The organism is Micromonospora halophytica (assembly GCF_900090245.1).
GTDB lineage: Bacteria > Actinomycetota > Actinomycetes > Mycobacteriales > Micromonosporaceae > Micromonospora > Micromonospora halophytica.
In genome coordinates this window covers 13,440-32,933 of record NZ_FMDN01000020.1, presented here as the reverse complement: position 1 = coordinate 32,933, position 19,494 = coordinate 13,440, and the positions used below count along the sequence as shown (strand labels likewise).

At 74.8% G+C, this 19,494-nt stretch carries 17 protein-coding genes; 16 read left to right on the top strand and 1 reads right to left on the bottom strand.

Going from position 1 to position 19,494, the window contains the following annotated elements; genetic code table 11:
- Positions 1 to 88 precede the first annotated feature (88 nt).
- The 3 genes from GA0070560_RS28330 (at position 89) to GA0070560_RS22090 (ending at position 2,220) form a co-directional block, all read left to right on the top strand.
- On the top strand, positions 89 to 199 hold the full coding sequence (locus tag GA0070560_RS28330) for an NAD(P)-dependent oxidoreductase (RefSeq protein WP_139131569.1): 111 nt from the start codon (positions 89 to 91) through the stop codon (positions 197 to 199).
- An 87-nt stretch (positions 200 to 286) separates the two neighbouring features.
- Positions 287 to 880 carry an ArsR/SmtB family transcription factor gene (locus GA0070560_RS22095; RefSeq protein ID WP_091301025.1) on the top strand — a complete coding sequence of 198 codons (594 nt, stop codon included), beginning with the start codon at positions 287 to 289 and terminating at the stop codon, positions 878 to 880.
- Positions 877 to 2,220 (top strand): MFS transporter, encoded by a 1,344-nt coding sequence (locus tag GA0070560_RS22090; protein ID WP_091301023.1) that lies wholly within the window; start codon positions 877 to 879, stop codon positions 2,218 to 2,220. Before GA0070560_RS22095 ends, GA0070560_RS22090 begins: the two co-directional genes overlap by 4 nt.
- A gap of 26 nt (positions 2,221 to 2,246) precedes the next feature.
- On the opposite strand, the gene GA0070560_RS22085 is transcribed toward GA0070560_RS22090, so the two are convergent.
- Positions 2,247 to 2,987, bottom strand: coding sequence for a GNAT family N-acetyltransferase (locus GA0070560_RS22085; RefSeq protein WP_091301021.1), 741 nt, complete (start codon positions 2,985 to 2,987; stop codon positions 2,247 to 2,249).
- A 117-nt stretch (positions 2,988 to 3,104) separates the two neighbouring features.
- Between GA0070560_RS22085 and GA0070560_RS22080 the strand changes: the two genes are divergently transcribed.
- The 13 genes from GA0070560_RS22080 to GA0070560_RS22015 all read left to right on the top strand — a co-directional run bounded on the left by GA0070560_RS22080 (position 3,105) and on the right by GA0070560_RS22015 (position 19,306).
- Positions 3,105 to 3,317 carry a hypothetical protein gene (locus GA0070560_RS22080; RefSeq protein ID WP_074318554.1) on the top strand — a complete coding sequence of 71 codons (213 nt, stop codon included), beginning with the start codon at positions 3,105 to 3,107 and terminating at the stop codon, positions 3,315 to 3,317.
- A gap of 75 nt (positions 3,318 to 3,392) precedes the next feature.
- Positions 3,393 to 4,895 carry a replication-associated recombination protein A gene (locus tag GA0070560_RS22075; RefSeq protein ID WP_091301019.1) on the top strand — a complete coding sequence of 501 codons (1,503 nt, stop codon included), beginning with the start codon at positions 3,393 to 3,395 and terminating at the stop codon, positions 4,893 to 4,895.
- 2,366 nt (positions 4,896 to 7,261) lie between these two features.
- A complete protein-coding gene (locus GA0070560_RS22065) occupies positions 7,262 to 7,885 on the top strand; it encodes a hypothetical protein (RefSeq protein WP_091301147.1) in 624 nt (207 codons plus the stop codon).
- A 147-nt stretch (positions 7,886 to 8,032) separates the two neighbouring features.
- On the top strand, positions 8,033 to 8,494 hold the full coding sequence (locus GA0070560_RS22060) for a DUF948 domain-containing protein (protein ID WP_091301015.1): 462 nt from the start codon (positions 8,033 to 8,035) through the stop codon (positions 8,492 to 8,494).
- 25 nt (positions 8,495 to 8,519) lie between these two features.
- Positions 8,520 to 8,825, top strand: coding sequence for a hypothetical protein (locus tag GA0070560_RS22055; RefSeq protein WP_091301013.1), 306 nt, complete (start codon positions 8,520 to 8,522; stop codon positions 8,823 to 8,825).
- Entirely contained in the window at positions 8,822 to 11,500 is a 2,679-nt protein-coding gene (alaS, locus tag GA0070560_RS22050) for an alanine--tRNA ligase (RefSeq protein ID WP_091301011.1), read from the top strand. The genes GA0070560_RS22055 and alaS overlap by 4 nt, the downstream gene beginning before the upstream one ends.
- Positions 11,501 to 11,572: 72 nt before the next feature.
- Entirely contained in the window at positions 11,573 to 12,034 is a 462-nt protein-coding gene (gene ruvX / locus GA0070560_RS22045) for a Holliday junction resolvase RuvX (RefSeq protein WP_091301009.1), read from the top strand.
- Positions 12,031 to 13,227: an endolytic transglycosylase MltG gene (gene mltG / locus GA0070560_RS22040; RefSeq protein ID WP_091301007.1), complete on the top strand. Its 1,197-nt coding sequence runs from the start codon at positions 12,031 to 12,033 to the stop codon at positions 13,225 to 13,227. The genes ruvX and mltG overlap by 4 nt, the downstream gene beginning before the upstream one ends.
- A gap of 117 nt (positions 13,228 to 13,344) precedes the next feature.
- Positions 13,345 to 14,187: a shikimate dehydrogenase gene (locus GA0070560_RS22035; protein WP_091301005.1), complete on the top strand. Its 843-nt coding sequence runs from the start codon at positions 13,345 to 13,347 to the stop codon at positions 14,185 to 14,187.
- A 94-nt stretch (positions 14,188 to 14,281) separates the two neighbouring features.
- Entirely contained in the window at positions 14,282 to 15,796 is a 1,515-nt protein-coding gene (locus GA0070560_RS22030; protein WP_139131568.1) for a glycoside hydrolase family 16 protein, read from the top strand.
- A gap of 95 nt (positions 15,797 to 15,891) precedes the next feature.
- A complete protein-coding gene (locus tag GA0070560_RS22025) occupies positions 15,892 to 17,136 on the top strand; it encodes a hypothetical protein (RefSeq protein ID WP_091301001.1) in 1,245 nt (414 codons plus the stop codon).
- A 328-nt stretch (positions 17,137 to 17,464) separates the two neighbouring features.
- Complete coding sequence (locus GA0070560_RS22020; protein ID WP_091300999.1) at positions 17,465 to 18,286, top strand: phosphatase PAP2 family protein; 822 nt, start codon at positions 17,465 to 17,467, stop codon at positions 18,284 to 18,286.
- A gap of 78 nt (positions 18,287 to 18,364) precedes the next feature.
- On the top strand, positions 18,365 to 19,306 hold the full coding sequence (locus GA0070560_RS22015) for a glycosyltransferase (RefSeq protein WP_091300997.1): 942 nt from the start codon (positions 18,365 to 18,367) through the stop codon (positions 19,304 to 19,306).
- Positions 19,307 to 19,494 lie beyond the last annotated feature (188 nt).

Below are 19,494 nucleotides of genomic sequence, written 5' to 3'. Positions count from 1 at the left end.
CGTTGATCACGAGGTCTGCGTCATGATTCGCCCCGTCGGCGTGACGCGGACCTCGTGATCGTTTTCGGGTGGGACGGAGGGTGGCGGGATGAGGGTGCTCGTGGTGGGAGCCGGTGGTTTCCTGGGCGGTGCGGTGTGCCGGCGGGCCGGCCTGCTCCGGACTCGGCTGCGCGGGGTCACCGAACTGCTCGCGTCCTGACGGCCGCCGCTCAGGGCCGGGTCGCGTCTGCACACTTCCTATGCAGAACTATTGTGCAAAGTAAGTGTGCACAGATATCGTGCAACCATGGGGAACGACGAGAAGGCCGCGTCACCGCGGGAGGTCCGCCTCGACCACCGGCAGGTCCGGGTGCTGGCGCACCCGCTGCGGATGCGCCTGCTCGGCGCGCTGCGCACCACCGGGCCCGCCACCGCCACCACGCTGGCCGAGCTGCTCGACACCAACACCGGCGCCACCAGCTACCACCTGCGCCAGCTCGCCGAGGTCGGGCTGGTCGTCGAGGACCCCGAGCGGGGTAGCGGACGGCAACGCTGGTGGCAGGCCGCGCACGACGTCACCAGCTGGGAACCGACCGACTTCGACGACGACCCGGACGCCCGGGCGGCGGTCCAGTGGATCCACGGCGACCAGGTACGGCTGCTGGTCGAGCGGGCCGAGCGGTGGTTGGCCGTCGAACACGAATGGCCGACGGCCTGGCGCGACGCCTTCGGCATGGGCGACATCTTCATGACCATCCCCGCGCACCGGCTGGAGGCGCTCAAGACCGAGCTGTGGCAGGTCCTGGAGCGATACCACGACGAGGCGGACCCGGCCGAGCCGGGCGCCGAGCAGGTGCACCTCTTCCTCGCCGGCTACCCGATGCTGGAGGGCAGGCGGTGAGCGCACTGACCGTACGCCAGGTCCGGCTGCGCTACCTCGCCCTGCACGGCCTGCGCTGGACACCCACCGGGCTGATGATCCCCGTCATGATCCTGCTGATGCAGGAGCGGGGCCTGTCGCTGTCGGAGATCGGCCTGGTCTTCACCGCGCAGGCCCTGGTGGTGCTCGCCCTGGAACTGCCCACCGGCGGCCTCGCCGACGCCCTGGGCCGTAAACCGGTGCTCGTCACCGCCTGGACGCTCAACCTGATCTCACTCGTCGTGTTCGCGGCCGCCGACTCCTTCGCGCTCTTCTTCCTGGTCTGGGCGTTGCAGGGCGTCTACCGGGCGCTCGACAGCGGCCCCCTGGACGCCTGGTACGTCGACACCACCCTGGCCGCCGACCCCGACGCGACGTACGAGCCGGGTCTCGGTCTCGCCGGCACCGTCGCCGGTGTCGCCATCGGCGCCGGTGCCCTGCTCAGCGGTGGGCTGGTCGCGCTCGGCCCGGTCGGCCCGGTGAGCGCCCTGACCCTGCCCGTGCTGGTCGCCCTCGTCCTCCAGGCGGTGGCCCTGGTCGCGCTGCTGACCCTGCTGGTGGAGACCCGCCCGGCCCAGGGCCTCGGCGCGCTGCGCGCCTCGGTCGCCGACGCGCCCCGGATGGTGGGCCAGGCGTTCGGCCTGCTGCGCCGTTCCCGGGTGCTGCTCGCCCTGGTCGCCGTCGAGCTGTTCTGGGGCTTCGGCATGGTCACCTTCGAGTCGCTGCTGCCGGTCCGCCTCGCCGAGGTGGTGGGGGACGCCGACCGGGCGGCGGCGCTGCTCGGGCCGACCAGTTCGGCGGCCTGGCTCGCCTCGGCGGCCGGCGCGGCGCTGACCCCGCTGCTGCTGCGCTGGCCCGGGGGCGCGGCGAGCGCCGCGCTGCTGCGCGTCGTGCAGGGCGCGACCGTGGTCGGCATGGGACTCTTCGCCGGGCCGGTCGGGGTGCTGGTCGCCTACCTGGTCTGCTACGCCGTGCACGGCGCGTCCAACCCGCTGCACACGGGCCTGCTGCACCGGCAGGTCGACGGGCCGTACCGGACCAGCGTGATCTCGCTGAACTCGCTGATGGGGCAGCCCGGGTTCGCCCTCGGTGCGGTGCTGCTCACCGCGCTCGCCGACACCCGCGGCGTCAGCACGGCGATGCTGGTCGGCGCGGTGGTGCTCGCCGTGGCCGCCCCGCTCTACCTGCCGGCGTGGCGGGCCGGCCGCCGCGCCGGCAGCCCGGAGCCGGTGCGGCCCGACGGGGCGGACGGGCCGGGCGGCCCGCACCGGGCTGCCGGGACGGATGGCCACCGTGAGCCGACGGTGACCGCGAGCCGGTGACCCGGCCGGCGTCCTCTCCGCGTCGCTCAGCCGAGCTGGACCGAGCTGCGGGCGAGCGTGCCGGTGAAGCCGAGCCGCCGGTAGAGCCGGACCGCGCCCACGTTGTGGGTGTAGACGCCGAGCGCCACGCGGTCGTACCGGGCGGCGAGGGCGCGGGTCATCCCGGCGGTCAGGGCGGCCCCGAGCCCTCGGCCGCGCCGGTGCGGGGCCACGGTCAGGCCGGCGAGGAAGCCGATGTCGCCCCGGCTGCGGTCGGCGCCGCAGGCGACGATCCGGTCACCGTCGCGGATGCCGTACCAGTCGACGACCCCCGGATCGCCCGGGCGGGAGGTGGTGCTCGGGAACGCCTCGTCGATCAGTGCCGCCAGCGCCGGATGGTCGGCGGCGGTGAGGCGTACCACCCGCTCCTCGTCGGCCTGCGGCGGTGGTGGGGCGTCGGTCCACAGGAAGTCCCACTCGTCGAGGCGGGCGATGGTGAACCGCCCTGCCAGCGTCTCCGGGTCGGTTCGGGGCAGCTGCACCCAGTGCCCGCGGTGCAGTGCGCCCTCGGTGGCCAGCGCGGCGAAGAGGTCCACCGCCGGGGCGCAGGCGCCGATGGCGCCGCCCACCGGGCCGGTCCCGGACGCCAGCAGCCACGCCACCAGGCCCTCCCGCCGCCAGCCGCGCGGTCGCGCTCCGGGGCGGATCACGTGCCGGGCGAACGGGTGGTGGCCGGTGGCGGCGAGCAGCGCGGCCCGACCCACCAGCTCCTGATCGGCGATGATCATGGGATCAGCCTAGAACGGGGCCGCGCGACCCGCCCGGTCCAGGGTGGAGATTGACGGACGGACCGATTGGGTACATCCCGGTCGACCTACTGGGAACCCCCACCGGAGGACACTGACATGCTCGCCATCCTCGCGGCCATCGTGTTCGGCTTCGCGCTCCTGATCGACCTGCTGAACACCAACTTCGGCGCACCCGACCTGTTCAACTGGAACACCCTCGTGCTGATCGGTCTGCTGCTGCTCTCGCTCTACCTCGCCGGGGTCGGCAGCGGCCCGCGCGGTGGCGGCGGCGGTCGCTGGTACCGGGGCCGTCGGCCGGGCCGCGGCTGACCGCAAGCGATCAGGGCGGGCGCGGTCAGCGGCGCGATTCCGGCGTTGCTGACCGCGCCCGGTACTGTCTTCGTGATGGAATCCGACGCCCTCTTCTCCCTCGGTGGACCCGCCGCGGCGCCCAGCGCCCCCGCGGGTCCGGGTGGCGTCGACGGCTTCAGCACGGTGGGGGAGGATTCGCCCCTGCCCGTCCGGATGCGTCCGGCGAGCATCGATGAACTGGTCGGTCAGGACCACCTGCTCGCCCCCGGCGCGCCGCTGCGCCAGCTGGTCGGCGGCGGCGCCGGAATGTCGGTCATCCTCTGGGGCCCGCCGGGCAGCGGCAAGACCACCATCGCGCACCTGGTGGCCGGGGCCACCGACCGCCGGTTCGTCGCCATGTCGGCCCTCAACGCCGGCGTCAAGGACGTCCGGGCCGTCATCGACACGGCCCGCCGGCAGCGCCGCGCGGGCGGCCCGCAGACCGTGCTCTTCATCGACGAGGTGCACCGGTTCAGCAAGACCCAGCAGGACTCGCTGCTCGCCGCGGTGGAGGACCGGACGGTCACGCTGCTCGCGGCGACCACCGAGAACCCGTACTTCTCGGTCATCTCCCCGCTGCTGTCGCGGTGCGTGCTGCTCACCCTCCAACCGCTCGACGACGCGGCCGTGCGCGGCCTGCTGCGCCGCGCGGTCGCCGACGAGCGCGGCCTCGCCGGCGCGCTCACCCTTCAGGCCGAGGCCGAGGACCATCTGGTACGCCTCGCCGGCGGCGACGTGCGCAAGGCGCTGACCGCGCTGGAGGCCGCGGCGGCCTCGGCGACGGCGCTGGGCACCGGGCGGATCGACCTGGCCACCGCCGAGCAGGCGGTCGACGTGGCCGCCGTGCGCTACGACCGCGACGGCGACGCCCACTACGACGTGACGAGCGCGTTCATCAAGAGCATGCGCGGCTCGGACGTCGACGCCGCGCTGCACTGGCTGGCCCGGATGCTGGTGGCCGGGGAGGACGCCCGGTTCATCGCCCGCCGGTTGGTGATCTTCGCCAGTGAGGACGTCGGCATGGCCGACCCGACCGCGCTGGGCGTGGCCACCGCCGCTGCCCACGCCGTCGAGTACGTCGGCCTGCCGGAAGCCCAGCTGAACCTGGCCCAGGCGGTGATCCACCTGGCCACCGCCCCGAAGTCGAACTCGGCGACCAGCGCGATCGGCGCGGCGATCGCCGACGTGCGGGCCGGCCGGGGTGGCCCGGTGCCGCGCGGGCTGCGCGACGCGCACTACTCCGGCGCCCGTGGCCTGGGGCACGGCACGGGCTACCGCTACCCGCACGACGACCAGCGCGGGGTGGTCACCCAGCAGTACGCTCCCGACGATCTCGTCGGGACCGACTACTACCGGCCCAGCGGGCACGGCGCGGAGCGGTCGGTGGCCGCCCGCCTGCCCCTGCTGCGCCGGATCGTCCGAGGGCTGCCCGCCCCGGCGTCGCGTCCCGAGGGACCGGTGCCGGTGGCGGTGAACGGCCGTCACCCGTCGGGCACGGGGCACGCCGGTGGGGCGGATGAGGGCGGCGTGGACGCCGCCGAGGAGGGTCAGCAGTGACATCGCGTGGTGGGGAGCGACCGCAGGACGGTCCCGACGAGCGGCGCGACCCTCGCGCCAAGGGGCGGCGCTGGGGCCGGGGCAAGGCCGAGGAGGCTCCCCAGGAGCCGGCTGGCGAGGAGTTCGGCTGGATCGACGATCTGCGTACCGCCAAGCAGCAGCGCACCGAGCTGGGCCCGGACGGCGAGCCGCCCCGCCCGGTCCCGCCGCCGCCCGCCGGCCGTGGCCCGACGCCGCCTGCCGGACCCCGCCCCGCGCCGGCGGGTCCGCGTCCGGAGGTTGCGCCGCCCGGTGCGCGTCCGGGGCCGGCAGGTCCGCGTGCCGATGTCGCCGGTGCCGTGCGCCCGGGCGCGGCCCGCCCGGACGGCCCGCCCGGACGGCCCGGTCCCGCCGGTGGTCCCGGCCCGGATGCGCCCCGTCAGTCCCGGCCCGCCGGCCCACAGGCGTCCCCACCCGTGCGCGAGGGCTGGCCGGCCGCCCCGGAGCAGCGGCCCCGACCCGGCGAGGGCCCGTGGCCGGGTACGGCTGCGGCCGCCCGCCCCGGTCACCGTGGCCCGGACCGTCCGCAGGGCGGCCCCCGCCCGGACGGGTCGACCGCACCCGTCTCCGGCCCCGGCGCCGGGATGGCGCGCGCCCCGCAGCCCGGCCCCGCCGCCCCCGGCGTCAGGCCCGGCTGGGACGGCCCGTCGCAGGGCCCTCCCGGCCCCGCCCCCGGCGTCCGGCCGGGTTGGGACGGTCCCTCACAGGGCCAGCCCGGCCGGCCCGGCCGCCGTACCGCACCGGCCGGCCGGGACAACGGACCCCGTCCCGCCGAGGGCGCCGGGCCCGTCCGGCGCGGCCCCGCAACCCCCGCCGACCCGGCGTACCCGAACCCGGTCAGCGGTGCTCCGCGACCGGTGAGCGGCGCCCCGCGCCCCGCCCCCGCAGCACCTCCCGTGGGCGGGCCGCGTCCCGACCAGGCGGTCCCCGAGCCGCGTACCGGATCCGGCCGGCGCGGTGCGGCCGCCCCGGCGTCCGGCGACACCGTCGGCGGGCACACCGGCGGCCCGGCCGTCCCGGGTCGTCCCGCCGGCCGCCGCCGCGCCGCCGACCCGGACCAGCCCGTGTTGCCGACGAGCGGCAACGCCCCACCGGTTCCGCCGTCCGGCCCGGCTCCGGCCGGACCCGGCGTCGCCCGTCCCGGCCCGGCCGGTCACGACCCTGCGGCGCGGCACGGCCAGCGCGCCGACGGCGACCAGCCCGGCGGGCCCCGCCGGGCGACCCCGCCCGGCGGCAAGGCCCGCGCCGACCGGCCGGAACGGCCGGCGGACTGGCTCCGTCAGGCCGGCCGCACCTCGCACACCGACCCCGCGCTCCCGGTCGTCGACCGGTCCGGCCCGCCCACCGGGCCCGCCGTCCCGCCGGGCCCGGACGGGACGGGCCGGCGTGGCGGCCCCGCCCCGGCCGGTCGGGCCCGCCCCGGCGGCCCGCCGCCCGCCCCGCCGCGCGAGGGCCCACCCGCCCCGTTGCGCGAAGGGATGCCCGGCCCGGCCCGCGCGGCGGCCCGCCCGGTTCCCCCCGTGCCCGCCCAGGGTGCCGACCACGCCGCGCGCCCCGACGGCGGCGGCCCGCGTCCCGATGCCACCCGGCCGCCGCACGGCCCCCGGGCCGACGGACCCGACACCGGCCCCCGCACCGGGGCCCCGGCTCCGACCGGTCAGCTCCCCGGTGGTCGCGCGGGTGTCGCCGCCGCGCCGCCGGGCGCGCATCCCGGCGGTACCACCCCGACGCAGGCCGGCCGGCGTCCCGGTGCTCCCGAGCCGACGCCCGAACAGGGACCCGGCCGCCGCCCCGGTGGCCCGGCGCAGGGCCCCGCCACGCGACCGGGCGGCCCCGCCCCGGTCCCGGGCGGGCGTCCCGGCGAGCCCGGCCCGACCGGTGCCCCGCGCCCCGGCGTGCCGGCCCGCGGCGCGGCCCGCCCGGAGGGAACCCCCACCGGGGCGGCCCGTCCGCCCGCGCCGGCCGAGGACCCGCGCCGGGACGGCCCGTCACCGCAGGCCGGACCGCGTCCCGGCGGGCCGGGACCGTCGGCTGCCGCCCGGGCCGCCGCGCCGGTCGCCCGCCCCGACGAGCACCCCGGCCGGGCCACGCCGCCGCAGCGGCAGCCGGGCCGACCGGACGTCACCGGCGCCGCGTCCGTCCCACCGCCGTCCCGGCCCGAGCCTCCGGTGGCCGTCGCGCGGGCGGCGGCCTCGGTGCCGCCGCCCGGAGCCGGGCCGGCAGAGCCGGTGAGCGGCCCGCCGCTGCGCCGGGCCGCCGACGAGGAGCAGTCCGGCGAGGCCGCGTCCGGCGGGCTGCGTGGCGCCCGCTCCGAACTGCGTCGCCAGATGCGTGAGCGGCGTCGCCTGCGGCTGGGCGTCCTGGTCCTGGTCAGCGTGGTGCTGCTCGGCGCGATCCCGCTCTACTTCGGCATCCGTACGCTCAGCCGCGACCCGGTCTTCGACACCCTCGACTCGCTGGACGTGCCGAGCTGGGCGGCGGTGAAGACGGTCGACAACGTCAGCGGCAGCCGGTGGTGCCTGCAGGACTGCCGGCTGCGGGAACGCACCGTGGAGTCGGAGCGGGCGCCCGAGGAGACCGCCCGGGTCTACGAGACGGCCCTGCGCGAGGACGGCTGGGCGCCCTGGAAGGTGAGCCCCTGCCCGGAGCAACCGGCCAAGGGCAGCTACACCTGCTGGCGGCGCGACGAGCTCACCCTCGACCTGTGGGTACGCGAGCCGACCTGCGTGCCGCCGCCGGTCGACGGGGAGCCGGCCGTCCCACCGTCCCCGGAGGCGTCGCCCGCAGCGGGGGACTGCGCCGGATCGTTGGTGTCGGTGAAGGTGCGCAACGCGATCGACGACGAGCGGACCCGGCCGCAGCCGAGCACCGATCCGTCGCTGACCGGTGAGGACCCGTTCCCGACCATCACCGACGATCCGCTCGGCGAACTGACACCCTCACCGTCCTGAGCCGGTTTCCATCACGGACGGTAGGGTCTGGGGCTGGCGGGCCCGTCCGCGCCCGTTGACCGTGGCTGGGTCGGCGAGTGCCGGTGTGGGTAGACGGTCGCGCGTTCCGGGGCGTCGGGCCCCGAACTCAGCTGGAGGAGGACAGGCGTGGAGCTTGGAGAGGTCGCGGCGCTGATCGCGGCGATCGCGTTCGCGATGCTGGTGCTGATCCTGACGCTGCCGATCCTGCGGTTGCGGCACACCGTGGATGCCACGACCCGGATGATCAACGACATCAACGAGCAGACCACGCCGCTGCTGGGCGACGTCAACACCACCGTGAAGAACGTGAACACCGCCCTGGAGCAGGTGCAGACCTCGCTCGACGGGGTGAACCTCCAGCTCGCCAAGGTCGACACGATGACCACCCACGCGCAGAACGTCACCGCCAACGTGGCGAACCTGGCCACCGTCGTCTCCGCCGCCGCAGCCAACCCGCTGGTCAAGGTCGCCGCCTTCGGGTACGGCGTGCGTCGGGCCGCCTCGGCCCGCCGGCACGCCGAGACCGAGCGCGAGGTGCGCGACACCATCAAGCAGCAGCGTCGCGCCGCCAAGCGCGGCAACGGCTGATCCGGCCGCGCGGGAGGATGAGAGCATGAGACGACTGTTCTGGCTGGGCATCGGGCTGGCCGTCGGCGTGGTGGTGGTCCGCAAGGCGACCCGCACCGCGCAGGCGTACACCCCGGCCGGCATCGCGGGCGGGCTGTCGCAGTCGGCCGGCAGCCTGGTCGAGTCGCTGCGGAGCTTCGTGGAGGACGTCCGGGTCGGGATGGCCGAGCGCGAGCAGGAGATCCACGAGGCGTTCGCCCGCGGCGAGGCGTTCGACGACCAGTTCGCCGAGCTGCGGGAGGACCCGCGCATCGGCGACCGAGAGATTTTTCCGGAGGAACACCAGCGATGAAGACGGCGGAGATCAAGCGGCGGTACCTCGCCCACTTCGAGGCGAACGGCCATGCCGTGGTGCCGTCCGCTCCGCTGCCCGCCATCAGCGACCCGAACCTGCTGTTCGTCAACGCCGGCATGGTGCAGTTCGTCCCCTACTTCCTGGGTCAGCAGACCCCGCCGTACACCCGCGCGGTCAGCGTCCAGAAGTGCATCCGCACACCGGACATCGACGAGGTCGGCAAGACCAGCCGGCACGGCACGTTCTTCCAGATGAACGGCAACTTCTCCTTCGGTGACTACTTCAAGGAGGGGGCCATCCCGCTCGCCTGGGAGCTGGTCACCAACCCGGTGGAGTCCGGCGGCTTCGGGCTGGACCCGGAGCGGGTCTGGCCGACGGTCTACCTGGACGACGACGAGGCGTTCCAGATCTGGCGGTCGGTCGGCGTGCCGTCCGAGCGGATCGTCCGCCGGGGCAAGGCGGACAACTTCTGGTCGATGGGCATCCCCGGCCCGTGCGGTCCGTGCTCCGAGCTGTTCTACGACCGCGGCCCGGAGTACGGCCGCGAGGGCGGCCCGGCGGTCGACGAGGACCGCTACATGGAGTTCTGGAACCTCGTCTTCATGCAGTACGAGCGGGGCCAGGGCACCGGCAAGGAGAACTTCCCGATCCTGGGCGACCTGCCGGCGAAGAACATCGACACCGGCATGGGCCTGGAGCGGATGGCCTCCATCCTGCAGGGCGTCGACAACCTCTACGAGATCGACGAGGTCCGGCCGATCCTGGACCGGGCGGCCGAGCTGACCGGCAAGCGGTACGGTGCCCGCTCCGGCCAGGTGGCCAGCGAGTCGCACCCGGACGACGTCCGGCTGCGGGTGATCGCCGACCACGTCCGGACCGCGCTGATGCTGATCGGCGACGGGGTGACCCCGAGCAACGAGGGGCGCGGCTACGTGCTGCGCCGGATCATGCGTCGCGCCATCCGGGCGGTGCGCCTGCTGGGCTGGCAGGACCGGGCGCTGCCCGAGCTGCTGCCGGTGGCGCGCGACTGCATGTCCCCGTCGTACCCGGAGCTGGCCGAGGAGTTCGACCGGATCTCGCAGTACGCGTACGCCGAGGAGGATGCCTTCCTGACGACGCTGCGCGCCGGGACGACGATCCTGGACACCGCGATCGCCGAGACCAAGTCGGCCGGGAAGCCGGCGCTCTCCGGTGACAAGGCGTTCCAGCTGCACGACACCTACGGCTTCCCGATCGACCTGACCCTGGAGATCGCGGCGGAGCAGGGGCTCCAGGTCGACGCCGAGGGCTTCCGCCGGCTGATGGCCGACCAGCGCAACCGGGCCAAGGCCGACGCGCAGGCCCGCAAGACCGGGCACACCGACGTGTCGGCGTACCGGGCGGTGCTGGACGACGGCGGTGCGGTCGAGTTCACCGGCTACACCGAGCTGAACCGGGAGTCCCGGGTCCGCGCGCTGCTCTCCGGCGGCGCGGCGGTCGGCGCGGCGGTCGAGGGCGACACCGTCGAGCTGGTCCTGGACACCACCCCGTTCTACGCCGAGGGTGGTGGCCAGCAGCCCGACCAGGGTCTGATCACCGTGGGCGGCGGACAGGTCGAGGTCTTCGACGTGCAGCAGCCGGTGCCGGGCCTGATCGTGCACCGGGCGAAGGTCGTCCGGGGCGAGGTGCGTGCCGGCGAGACGGGCTACGCCGAGATCGACGTGACCCGGCGGCGGGCGATCTCGCGGTCGCACACCGCCACCCACCTGGTGCACCAGACGATGCGCAACTTCCTGGGCGAGTCGGCGACCCAGGCGGGTTCGCTGAACGCGCCGGGCCGGCTGCGGTTCGACTTCAACACCCCGACGGGGGTGGCGCCGAGCGTGCTGCACGACGTGGAGCAGCAGGTCAACGAGGTGCTCCTGGCGGATCTGGAGGTGCACGCCTTCATCACCACGCAGGAGGAGGCCCGCCGGATCGGCGCGATGGCGCTGTTCGGGGAGAAGTACGGCGAGCGGGTCCGGGTCGTCGAGGTCGGCGACTACGCCCGGGAGCTGTGCGGCGGCACCCACGTTGCCCGCTCGGCCCAGCTCGGCCTGGTCAAGATCCTCTCCGAGGCGTCGGTGGGTTCGGGCGTGCGGCGCATCGAGGCACTGGTCGGCATGGACGCGTTCGGCTTCCTGGCCCGGGAGCACCTGCTGGTGTCCCGGCTGGCGGAGCTGTTCCGGGTGCCGGGCGACCAGGTCGCCGATCGGGTCGAGCAGACCGTGACCCAGCTGCGCGACGCCGAGAAGGAGCTGGAGAAGCTGCGCGCCCAGCTCGTGCTGGGTGGGGCGGCGGCGCTGGCCGGGCAGGCGAAGGACGTCCGGGGCGTGGCGTACGTCGGCACCGAGGCGCCGGAGGGCGCGGCCGGCAACGACGTGCGGACCCTGGCCCAGGAGATCCGCGGCAAGATCGACCCGGTGCGGCCGGCGGTGGTCGCGGTGGCGGCCCGGGCAGGCGGCAAGGCGTCCCTGGTGGTGGCGGTCAACGCGGCGGCCCGCAGTCGGGGCCTGGCCGCGAACGACCTGGTGAAGGCGGCCTTCTCCGGTCGTGGCGGCGGCAGCCCGGAGCTGGCCCAGGGCGGCGGCCTGCCGGCCGCCGAGGCTCCGAAGTTGCTGGCCACCGTCGAGCAGGCGATCGCCGACGCGTGATGTCGCAGTTCGTGAGCCAGGGCGGGCCGGGTCGGTCCGCCCTGGCTCGTTCTATCCGAGGAGTGACCCGCCGTGGCTGAGTTGTCCCGAGGTGTCCGGCTGGGCGTGGACGTCGGGCAGGTCCGGGTCGGGGTGTCCCGCTCCGACCCGCACGGCATCCTGGCCACCCCGCTGGTCACCCTCGCCCGTGACCTGACTGCGGAGCCGGACACGGTGCCCAGTGACATGACGGAACTCGCACATCTCGTCACGGAGCACGAGGCCGTCGAGGTCGTCGTCGGCCTTCCGGTCAATCTCGCGGGTAAGCTCGGTCCGGCGGCGCAGCATGTGACGGCGTACGTGACCCGATTGGCCGATGTAATAGCGCCGGTTCCGGTGACGCTCTCCGACGAGAGGATGTCGACCGTCGTGGCGTCTCGTAGGCTGGCGGAGCGGGGCGTCCGGGGAAAGCGCCAACGCGCGGTGGTCGACCAGGCCGCCGCGGTCGAGATCCTGCAGAGCTGGCTAGACGCGCAGCGGAGGCGGACGGAATGATCGACGATCTGGACCTCGGGTTCGACGAGCCGGAGAGGGGGGAGAAGGGCCGGCACCGACGCGGCTCCCGTAAGCGCAACGGCAAGTCCGGCGGGCGGGGCAAGACCATCTTCGCCCTGCTGATGGCGTTGGTGCTGCTGGGCGGCATCGGCGGCGGCGTCTTCTACGGCTTCGACCGGATCCAGAACTACCTCGTCACCCCGGACTACGACGGTGCCGGGACGGGTGAGGCCCTGGTCGAGGTGAAACAGGGTGCCCTGATCGCCGACATCGGCGACGCGCTGGTCGCCGCCGACGTGGTGAAGAGCACCAAGGCATTCATCGAGGCGGCCGAGGAGAACGCGCGCAGCAAGAACATCCAGCCCGGCCTCTACAAGGTGCGCAAGCAGATGAGCGCGGAGAACGCGCTGACCATGCTGCTCGACCGGAAGAACAAGGTCACCAACCAGGTGACGATCCCGGAGGGGCGCACCGCCAAGAACACCTACAAGCTGCTCTCCGAGAAGACCAAGATCCCGGTCGAGGAGTTCGAGGCCGCGGCGAAGGACCCGGAGGCGCTCGGCGTCCCGGAGGAGTGGTTCGTCCGCAAGGACGGCAAGAAGGTCACCAAGTCGATCGAGGGTTTCCTCTATCCGGACACCTACGAGATCGCGCCGAACGCGACCGCCGAGACGATTCTCAAGGACATGGTCGGCACCTTCCTCACCGTCACCGGCGAGATGAAGTTCGCCGATACGGTCGAGGGTGGCCTGGGCGGGGTCTCGCCGTACGAGGCGCTGATCGTGGCGTCGCTGGCGCAGGCGGAGGCCGGTAACAAGGACGACCTCGGCAAGGTCGCCCGGGTGGCCTACAACCGGGTGTACAAGGGCAACTTCGACTGCGGGTGCCTGGAGATGGACGTCACGGTCAACTACTACTACGAGTTGATCGGCAAGAAGACGCTCAGCTCCAAGGAGATGGGGCCGGCGGAGATGGACAACCCGAAGAACCCGTACAACCGCAAGCTGCGCGGCATGCTGCCCACCCCGATCAACAACCCGGGCAAGGAAGCGCTGGCGGGGGCGGCGAGCCCGCCCAAGGGCAACTGGCTCTTCTTCGTCGCCATCGACAAGGAGGGGCACTCCGAGTTCGCCGACACGTATGAGCAGCACCTGCGCAACGAGGCCAAGGCCCGCAAGGCCGGCATCATCTGACCTGACACGCGGACGCCGGTGGTGGCCCTCGGCCCACCACCGGCGTTGCCGTGTCGTCGGCCGGGCCGCCGCCGACGGTGGTTGCTAAGGTCTCGCTGCGAGGAACGGGGGAGCGACGTGACGGGACGCAGGGCGGCGGTGGTCGGCAGGCCCATCGCGCACTCGCTCTCCCCGGTGATCCACCAGGCCGGCTACGCCGCCGCCGGGCTCGCCGGGTGGTCGTACACCCGCATCGAGTGCGGGGCCGAGGAGCTGCTGGCCCTGGTCGCCGGCCTGGGCCCGGAGTGGGCCGGGCTGTCGGTGACCATGCCCGGCAAGGAGGCGGCGCTCGCGCTGGCCGACGAGGTGTCGCCGGTCGCGGCCGCCGCCGGCGCCGCCAACACGCTGGTACGCCGCCCCGACGGCACCTGGTACGCCGACAACACCGACGTCACCGGCATGGTCGAGGTGCTCACCACGGCCGGGGTGTCCACCGGTGCCACGGTCACCGTGCTCGGCGCCGGCGGCACCGCCCGGGCGGCGCTGGCGACGGCGGCCCGGCTCGGCGCGTCCGGGGTGACCGTGGTGGCCCGGCGGGAGTCCGCGATCGACGAGCTGCGGCCGGTGGCCGGGGCGCTCGGGATCCCGCTCACCGGCGCGGGCTGGCCGGACGCCGCCACGCACGCCGCGACCGCCGACGTCGTCGTCTCCACCGTGCCGAAGGGGGTCGCCGACCCGCTCGCCACCGAGGTGCGCTGGCGACCCTCGACGGTGCTCTTCGACGCCCTCTACGACCCGTGGCCCACGCCGCTGGCCGCCGCCGCGTCGGCGGCCGGCTGCCGGGTGGTCTCCGGCCTGGACCTGCTGCTGGCCCAGGCGGTCGGCCAGTTCGAGCACTTCACCGGCATGCCGGCGCCCCGCGCGGCAATGGCCCGTGCGGTGGCCGGGCACCGCCGTCCGGCTTCATCAGGGCGAAGTTGAATCCTCCTGCCGACACCCGAACGGACGACGGACGACGGCCGGTGCCCGTCGATACGCTGCTGCGGGTAGCCGTCTCCGACACGGGGAGTGTCCTTTGAGCAGGCACGGACTCCACCGCGCAGCGTCCCGCCTCGGTGGTCGCCGCAAGGCTGTCGTGCTGAGCGTCCTCAGCGCCGGTGTGGTGGCCGGTGTGGTGGCCACCATGATGCCGCTGGTGGCGGCCGAGGTGCCCCCGGTCGTGGTCGCCGCGACCGCGGACACCACCGCCACCCAGGTGCCGCAGGACGGCGACAACGGGGTGAAGACGACGCTGGCCAGCTGCCCCCGCCTCTGCGACGGCAACCGTCACGGCCGCCGCGACGCCCTGGTCGAGTTCGCGGTCCGAGGCCTGCCCGCCGACGCGGTCCGGATCCGCGCCACCCTGCGGGTGTACGCCTGGCAGCCGTTCACCTCCCGGGTCCACGCGCACCAGGCGTGGGGCAGCGCCACCGGGCCGGGCGTCTGGGAGCGGCGGCCGGCGCTCGGCCCGGCCCTGGCCGCGGTGGACCGGGTCGGCGTCGGCTTCAACGAGTGGGACGTCTCCGCCTCCGTCACCGGCAACGGCCGGGTGGCCTTCGCGTTGGCCCAGGAGACCTGGAACACCCGGATCTACTGGGCCTCCCGGGAGAACACCCGGACGGCGCTGCGACCGCACCTGGTGCTGCGCTACTCCCGGGGCGGGCACATCGCGCCGCCCCGGACCACCGCCGCCCCCGAGCCGAGCGTGACGCCCACGGCCGTGCCCCGGCCCTCGCCGAGCCGCACCGCGACGCCCTCACCGTCGCCGAGCCGTACGACGGCGCCGCCGACCACGAGCCCGCCGACGCCCTCGCCGACCGTCCGCCCCGGCACCCAGGTCCCCGGCTGGCGGCTGGTCTGGTCCGACGAGTTCGACGGTCCGACGCTGGACCGGTCGAAGTGGAACCTGCGCGACGGCGAGGGGCGCGACATCGACCGCGGCTGCAACGTCGACGACCCGGACAACACGTTCGTCTCGGGCGGGGTGCTCACCCTGCGCGCCCAGCGGGAGACCGCGGTGTGCAGCTCGCAGACCCGGCAGTACACGCAGAGCTACCTGGACACCATCGGCCGGACGTCGTTCCGGTACGGCCGCTTCGAGGTGCGCGCGCAGCCGCCCAACGGGCCGGACGACTCGCGAGGGCTGTGGCCGGCGTTCTGGCTGCGCCCCGAGGACGGCGGCCGGGGTGAGATCGACGTCGTCGAGCTGCCCGGCGGCCGGGACCGGTACCGGGCCGCGACGCTGGGCATCTTCTACGACTACACGCCCGTCAAGCAGGACACGCGCTACGCCTTCCCGACCGGGCACCCCGGCGACGGCTTCCACACGTACACCACCGAGTGGGAGCCGGACGCGATCCGCTGGTACGTCGACGGCCGGCTGGTCTGGCAACGTGACCGCGGCACCACGCCCTGGTTCGACGAGGTGTTCCACAAGCCGTACAACCTGCGGTTGAACTTCCAGGTCGGCGGCTGGCTCGGCGACCCGGACGCGACGACCCGCTTCCCGGCCGACTTCCGGGTCGACCACGTCCGGGTCTGGCAGCGCTGACCTGGTCGGCCGCCGGTCGGCTCCCGCCCGCCGGTCGGCAGGTTGCCCGCGCGCCCTATCGTGTCCGCCAGCATCCAGGGGCGGCGGGAGACGGCATGACGGTGCACCGGGCGGGCGACCCGCGAGGTCGTGAGGACGGCCTCGGCTGGGTGAGCCGGGCCATCTTCGGTGACCCGCGCCTGTGGCTGGGCCTGTCCACCGGCCCGTCGTCGCTGCCGCCCGGCCACCGGGTCGCCGCCCGGTACGCGGTGGTGCCGTCGGTCGAGCGGGCGAAGTTCCTGCTGCCGCTGGCCTCCCGCCGGGTCGGGGCGGCCTCGACCCTGGCGTACAACGCGCTGCGGCCGCCCCGGGTGCGGGTCAACCGGTTCGCGGTGGGGGCGCTGGCCGGTCTCGGGGCCACCGGCCTGGCCGGGATGCCGGTGCTCACGGTCGCCGTGCCGGACGGTGTCGACCCGGCGGAGCTGCTGCTGGCCGAGCACCTGGGCCGGCTGGCCGGTCGCCGGCTGCACGCGGCGATCGGCGTCCGACCGCCGGACCCGCACCACAAGCCGACGTTGCAGCTCTTCGACGACCGGGGCACGCCGCGCGGGTACGCGAAGATCGGGTGGAACGACGCGACCCGGGCGATGGTGGCGGCGGAGGCCGCGGCGCTGCGTGAGCTGCCCCGCGACGGCGGTGACTTCCCTGACGTGCCGCGCCTGGAGCGCGAGCTGCGCTGGGCCGATTTGGCGGTGACCCTGGTCGCGCCGATGCCGCCCCGGGTCCGGCGGTTGCCGCGGCCCGAGCGGCCCCGGGTGACCGCGATGCTGGCCGTGGCGCGTCGGGGCGGCCCGCCGGCCGCGCCCCGACCGTTGGCCGGTTCGCCCTTCCTGGCCGACCTGGCCGCCCGCGCGCAGCGGGCCGGTGGACCGGTCCGCGACGTGGTGGCCGCGCTGGCCCGCCGCGACGGCGCGGTCGCGCTGGAGTTCGGTCACTGGCACGGCGACTGGGTGCCGTGGAACCTGGGTGTCCACCGTGGCCGGTTGACGGTGTGGGACTGGGAGAACAGCGGATCGCAGCGGCCGGTCGGGTTCGACCTCGCCCACCAGGGGTTCCAGAGCGCGCTGTCGCTGCGGGACCGGCCGGTGCCGGCGGCGACGGCGGAGATGGTCGAGGTGCTCGGGCTGCACGGCGACGCGTTCGGCCTCGACCCGATCCGGCGCCGGCTGGTCGCCGACGCCTACCTGGTCGAGCTGTGGCTGCGTACGGCGGAGCTGGCGGCCGGCGGCGGCGGGTGGAGCCGCAAGCTGCACCCCGCGCTGCTGGACGTGGTGGCCGATCGACTCCGACCGTCGGGGTGAGCACGGTGCGTCCCGGTGCCCAGGACGCACTGTCCGGTCGGCGACGGGAAAAACGCGGAAAAGCCGCAGGGGCGACATCGTCGCTACCGTTCGCCCGGCGCGGTCCACTAGTGTGGCACCACTCGATCACCATCCGCCGGGGGCGCGGTGTGGTCGGTCCTGTCCGGACGACGTGGGGGCGTCACCGGGCTCCGGGGCATGGGGAGGTCCGGCCGTCGGCCGGCATGGCAGGGAGACCGATGACATCGGCACACATCGCCGGGCGAGGGGCCGCCCGGCGGAGGGACGTCGGCGCGTGCGCCGGCCCGCCCGGCGGCGGTGACCGCCGATGATCCTCATCTACGCGCTCGGGGCGCTGTCGGTGCTGCTGCCCGTCGTGCTGGTGCCGGCGCTCGCCCGTCGGATGCCCGGCGTCCGCGCCGGCCGGGCGGCGCAGCGTCTCCGGGTCGCCGTCGCCGGGCTCACCGCCGCGTTCGGCCGGGTCGGCGCGGCGCTGGTCGTGCTGCTCGCCGGCTGCGCCGCGGTGGTGGCGATCTGCTGGCCCCTCGGCGAGGCGCTGGCCCGCCTCGAACCGCACGTCGACCATCCGGTCTTCGACTACGTGCACGCCCGCCGGGTCGACACCTGGGCGGACCTCAACTTCTTCTACACCGCCCTCGGCGACCGGTACCCGCTCATGTGGGTCACCGTGGTCGCGGCAGTGGTCTTCGCCGTGCTCTGGCGCCGCCGGCGCTGGTGGGTCCCGCTGGTCGTGCTGCCCCTGCAGTTCGTGGTGGAGCAGTACGTCCAGGCGGTCCTGGCCACCATGGTCGACCGGGGGCACCCGCCGACCGACCTGGGCACCTATCCGTCCGGCGGGTGCGCCCGGATCATGATGACCTTCGGCACCATCGCCGTGCTGGCCATGCTGACCTGGCGTGTGCCGCGCGGCGTCCGGGTGGCCCTGATGACGGTGGTGGTGACGCTGGTCAGCCTGGAGGGCTACACCCGCGTCTACACCGAGAAGCACTGGTTCACCGACGTGATCGGCGGCTGGGTCTTCGCCGTCCTGCTGTTCGCGGTGACGGCGCTGACGCTGCTCGTCGCCGAGGGCCGGATCCGGCCGCCGGCCGAGCGGGACGCCCCGCAACGCGTCACCGCCGGCACCTGAACACCCCGGGCCCGGCGTCGCGACCCCTTCCCGCGCGGCGACCGGCCCACCACCCCTCGACACGGAAGTTGGCACGACGTGACCACCCTTCTCGTCGCCTCCACCGGTGGGCACCTCGCGGAGTTGCACGACCTCGCGCCGCGGCTCGGCGTGCAGGACGACTGCGTCTGGGCGACGTTCGACTCGCCGCAGAGCCGGTCGCTGCTCGACGGGCAGGAGGTCATCCACGTCCCGCCGGCCACCACCCGGGACGCCGCCGGCGCGCTGCGGGTTTTCCTGGCCGCCCGCAAGGTGCTGCGCGGCGACCGGTTCCGCCAGGTGATCAGCACCGGCGCCAGCGTCGCGCTCTCCTTCTTCCTGCCGGCTGCCCGGCACGGCCTGGCCTGCCACTACATCGAGAGCGCCACCCGCACGGAGGGGCCCTCGCTGACCGGCCGGCTGGTCGCGCGGGTGCCGCGTACCCGGCTCTACACCCAGTACCCGGGCTGGGCCGGCGGCCGGTGGCGCTACGGTGGTTCCATCTTCGACGGCTACGTCGCCGTCCGGCGTCCCGAACCCCGGCCGGTGTCCCGGATCGTGGTGGCGCTCGGCACCCACGAGCGGTTCGGTTTCCCGCGGCTGCTGGCCCGCCTGGTGCAGGTGCTGCCCCCGGAGGCGGAGATCCTCTGGCAGGTCGGGTCGACCGAGATCCCCCGGATGCCGACCGGCGCCCACCGGCAGGTGCCGCACGCCCAGATGCAGCAGGCCCTGCGGGAGGCGGACGTCGTCGTGACGCACGCCGGGGTGGGTTCGGCGCTGGCCGCGATGCGCGCCGGACACCGTGCGATCTACGTGCCCCGGCGTCGGGCACACGCCGAACACGTCGACGACCACCAGGTCGAGATGGCCCGGGAACTGGACCGGCGCGGGCTGGTGCTGGCCCGTGAGGCCGACGCGGTCACCGTCGAGGACCTGGCGGAGGCGGCATCGTGGACGGTCGGCACGGCCGGCTCCCTCACTCCGTTCCGGTGGGCGGCGTGAGTGCCCGGCCCGGCCGGCACGTCCACCGGTCGAATCAGCGACGTCGTCCGCCGCGGGTCGCCGGACAGCGACCCGTACGGACAGACCGGACCGAGCCGCCGCCCGAGCGGTCCGGTCGGTTGATGGTGCGAAATGTCCGGGCGCAGCAAGCTACGCACGATCTCACTTCATCATTGGGGGCGCCAGTG

Coding starts and splice junctions, on each gene's coding strand:
- GA0070560_RS28330 (WP_139131569.1), top strand. CDS start 89: ATGAGGGTGCTCGTGGTGGGAGCCGGTGGTTTCCTGGGCGGTGCGGTG.
- GA0070560_RS22095 (WP_091301025.1), top strand. CDS start 287: ATGGGGAACGACGAGAAGGCCGCGTCACCGCGGGAGGTCCGCCTCGAC.
- GA0070560_RS22085 (WP_091301021.1), bottom strand. CDS start 2,987: ATGATCATCGCCGATCAGGAGCTGGTGGGTCGGGCCGCGCTGCTCGCC.
- GA0070560_RS22080 (WP_074318554.1), top strand. CDS start 3,105: ATGCTCGCCATCCTCGCGGCCATCGTGTTCGGCTTCGCGCTCCTGATC.
- GA0070560_RS22075 (WP_091301019.1), top strand. CDS start 3,393: ATGGAATCCGACGCCCTCTTCTCCCTCGGTGGACCCGCCGCGGCGCCC.
- GA0070560_RS22065 (WP_091301147.1), top strand. CDS start 7,262: ATGCGTGAGCGGCGTCGCCTGCGGCTGGGCGTCCTGGTCCTGGTCAGC.
- GA0070560_RS22055 (WP_091301013.1), top strand. CDS start 8,520: ATGAGACGACTGTTCTGGCTGGGCATCGGGCTGGCCGTCGGCGTGGTG.
- alaS (WP_091301011.1), top strand. CDS start 8,822: ATGAAGACGGCGGAGATCAAGCGGCGGTACCTCGCCCACTTCGAGGCG.
- mltG (WP_091301007.1), top strand. CDS start 12,031: ATGATCGACGATCTGGACCTCGGGTTCGACGAGCCGGAGAGGGGGGAG.
- GA0070560_RS22025 (WP_091301001.1), top strand. CDS start 15,892: ATGACGGTGCACCGGGCGGGCGACCCGCGAGGTCGTGAGGACGGCCTC.
- GA0070560_RS22020 (WP_091300999.1), top strand. CDS start 17,465: ATGATCCTCATCTACGCGCTCGGGGCGCTGTCGGTGCTGCTGCCCGTC.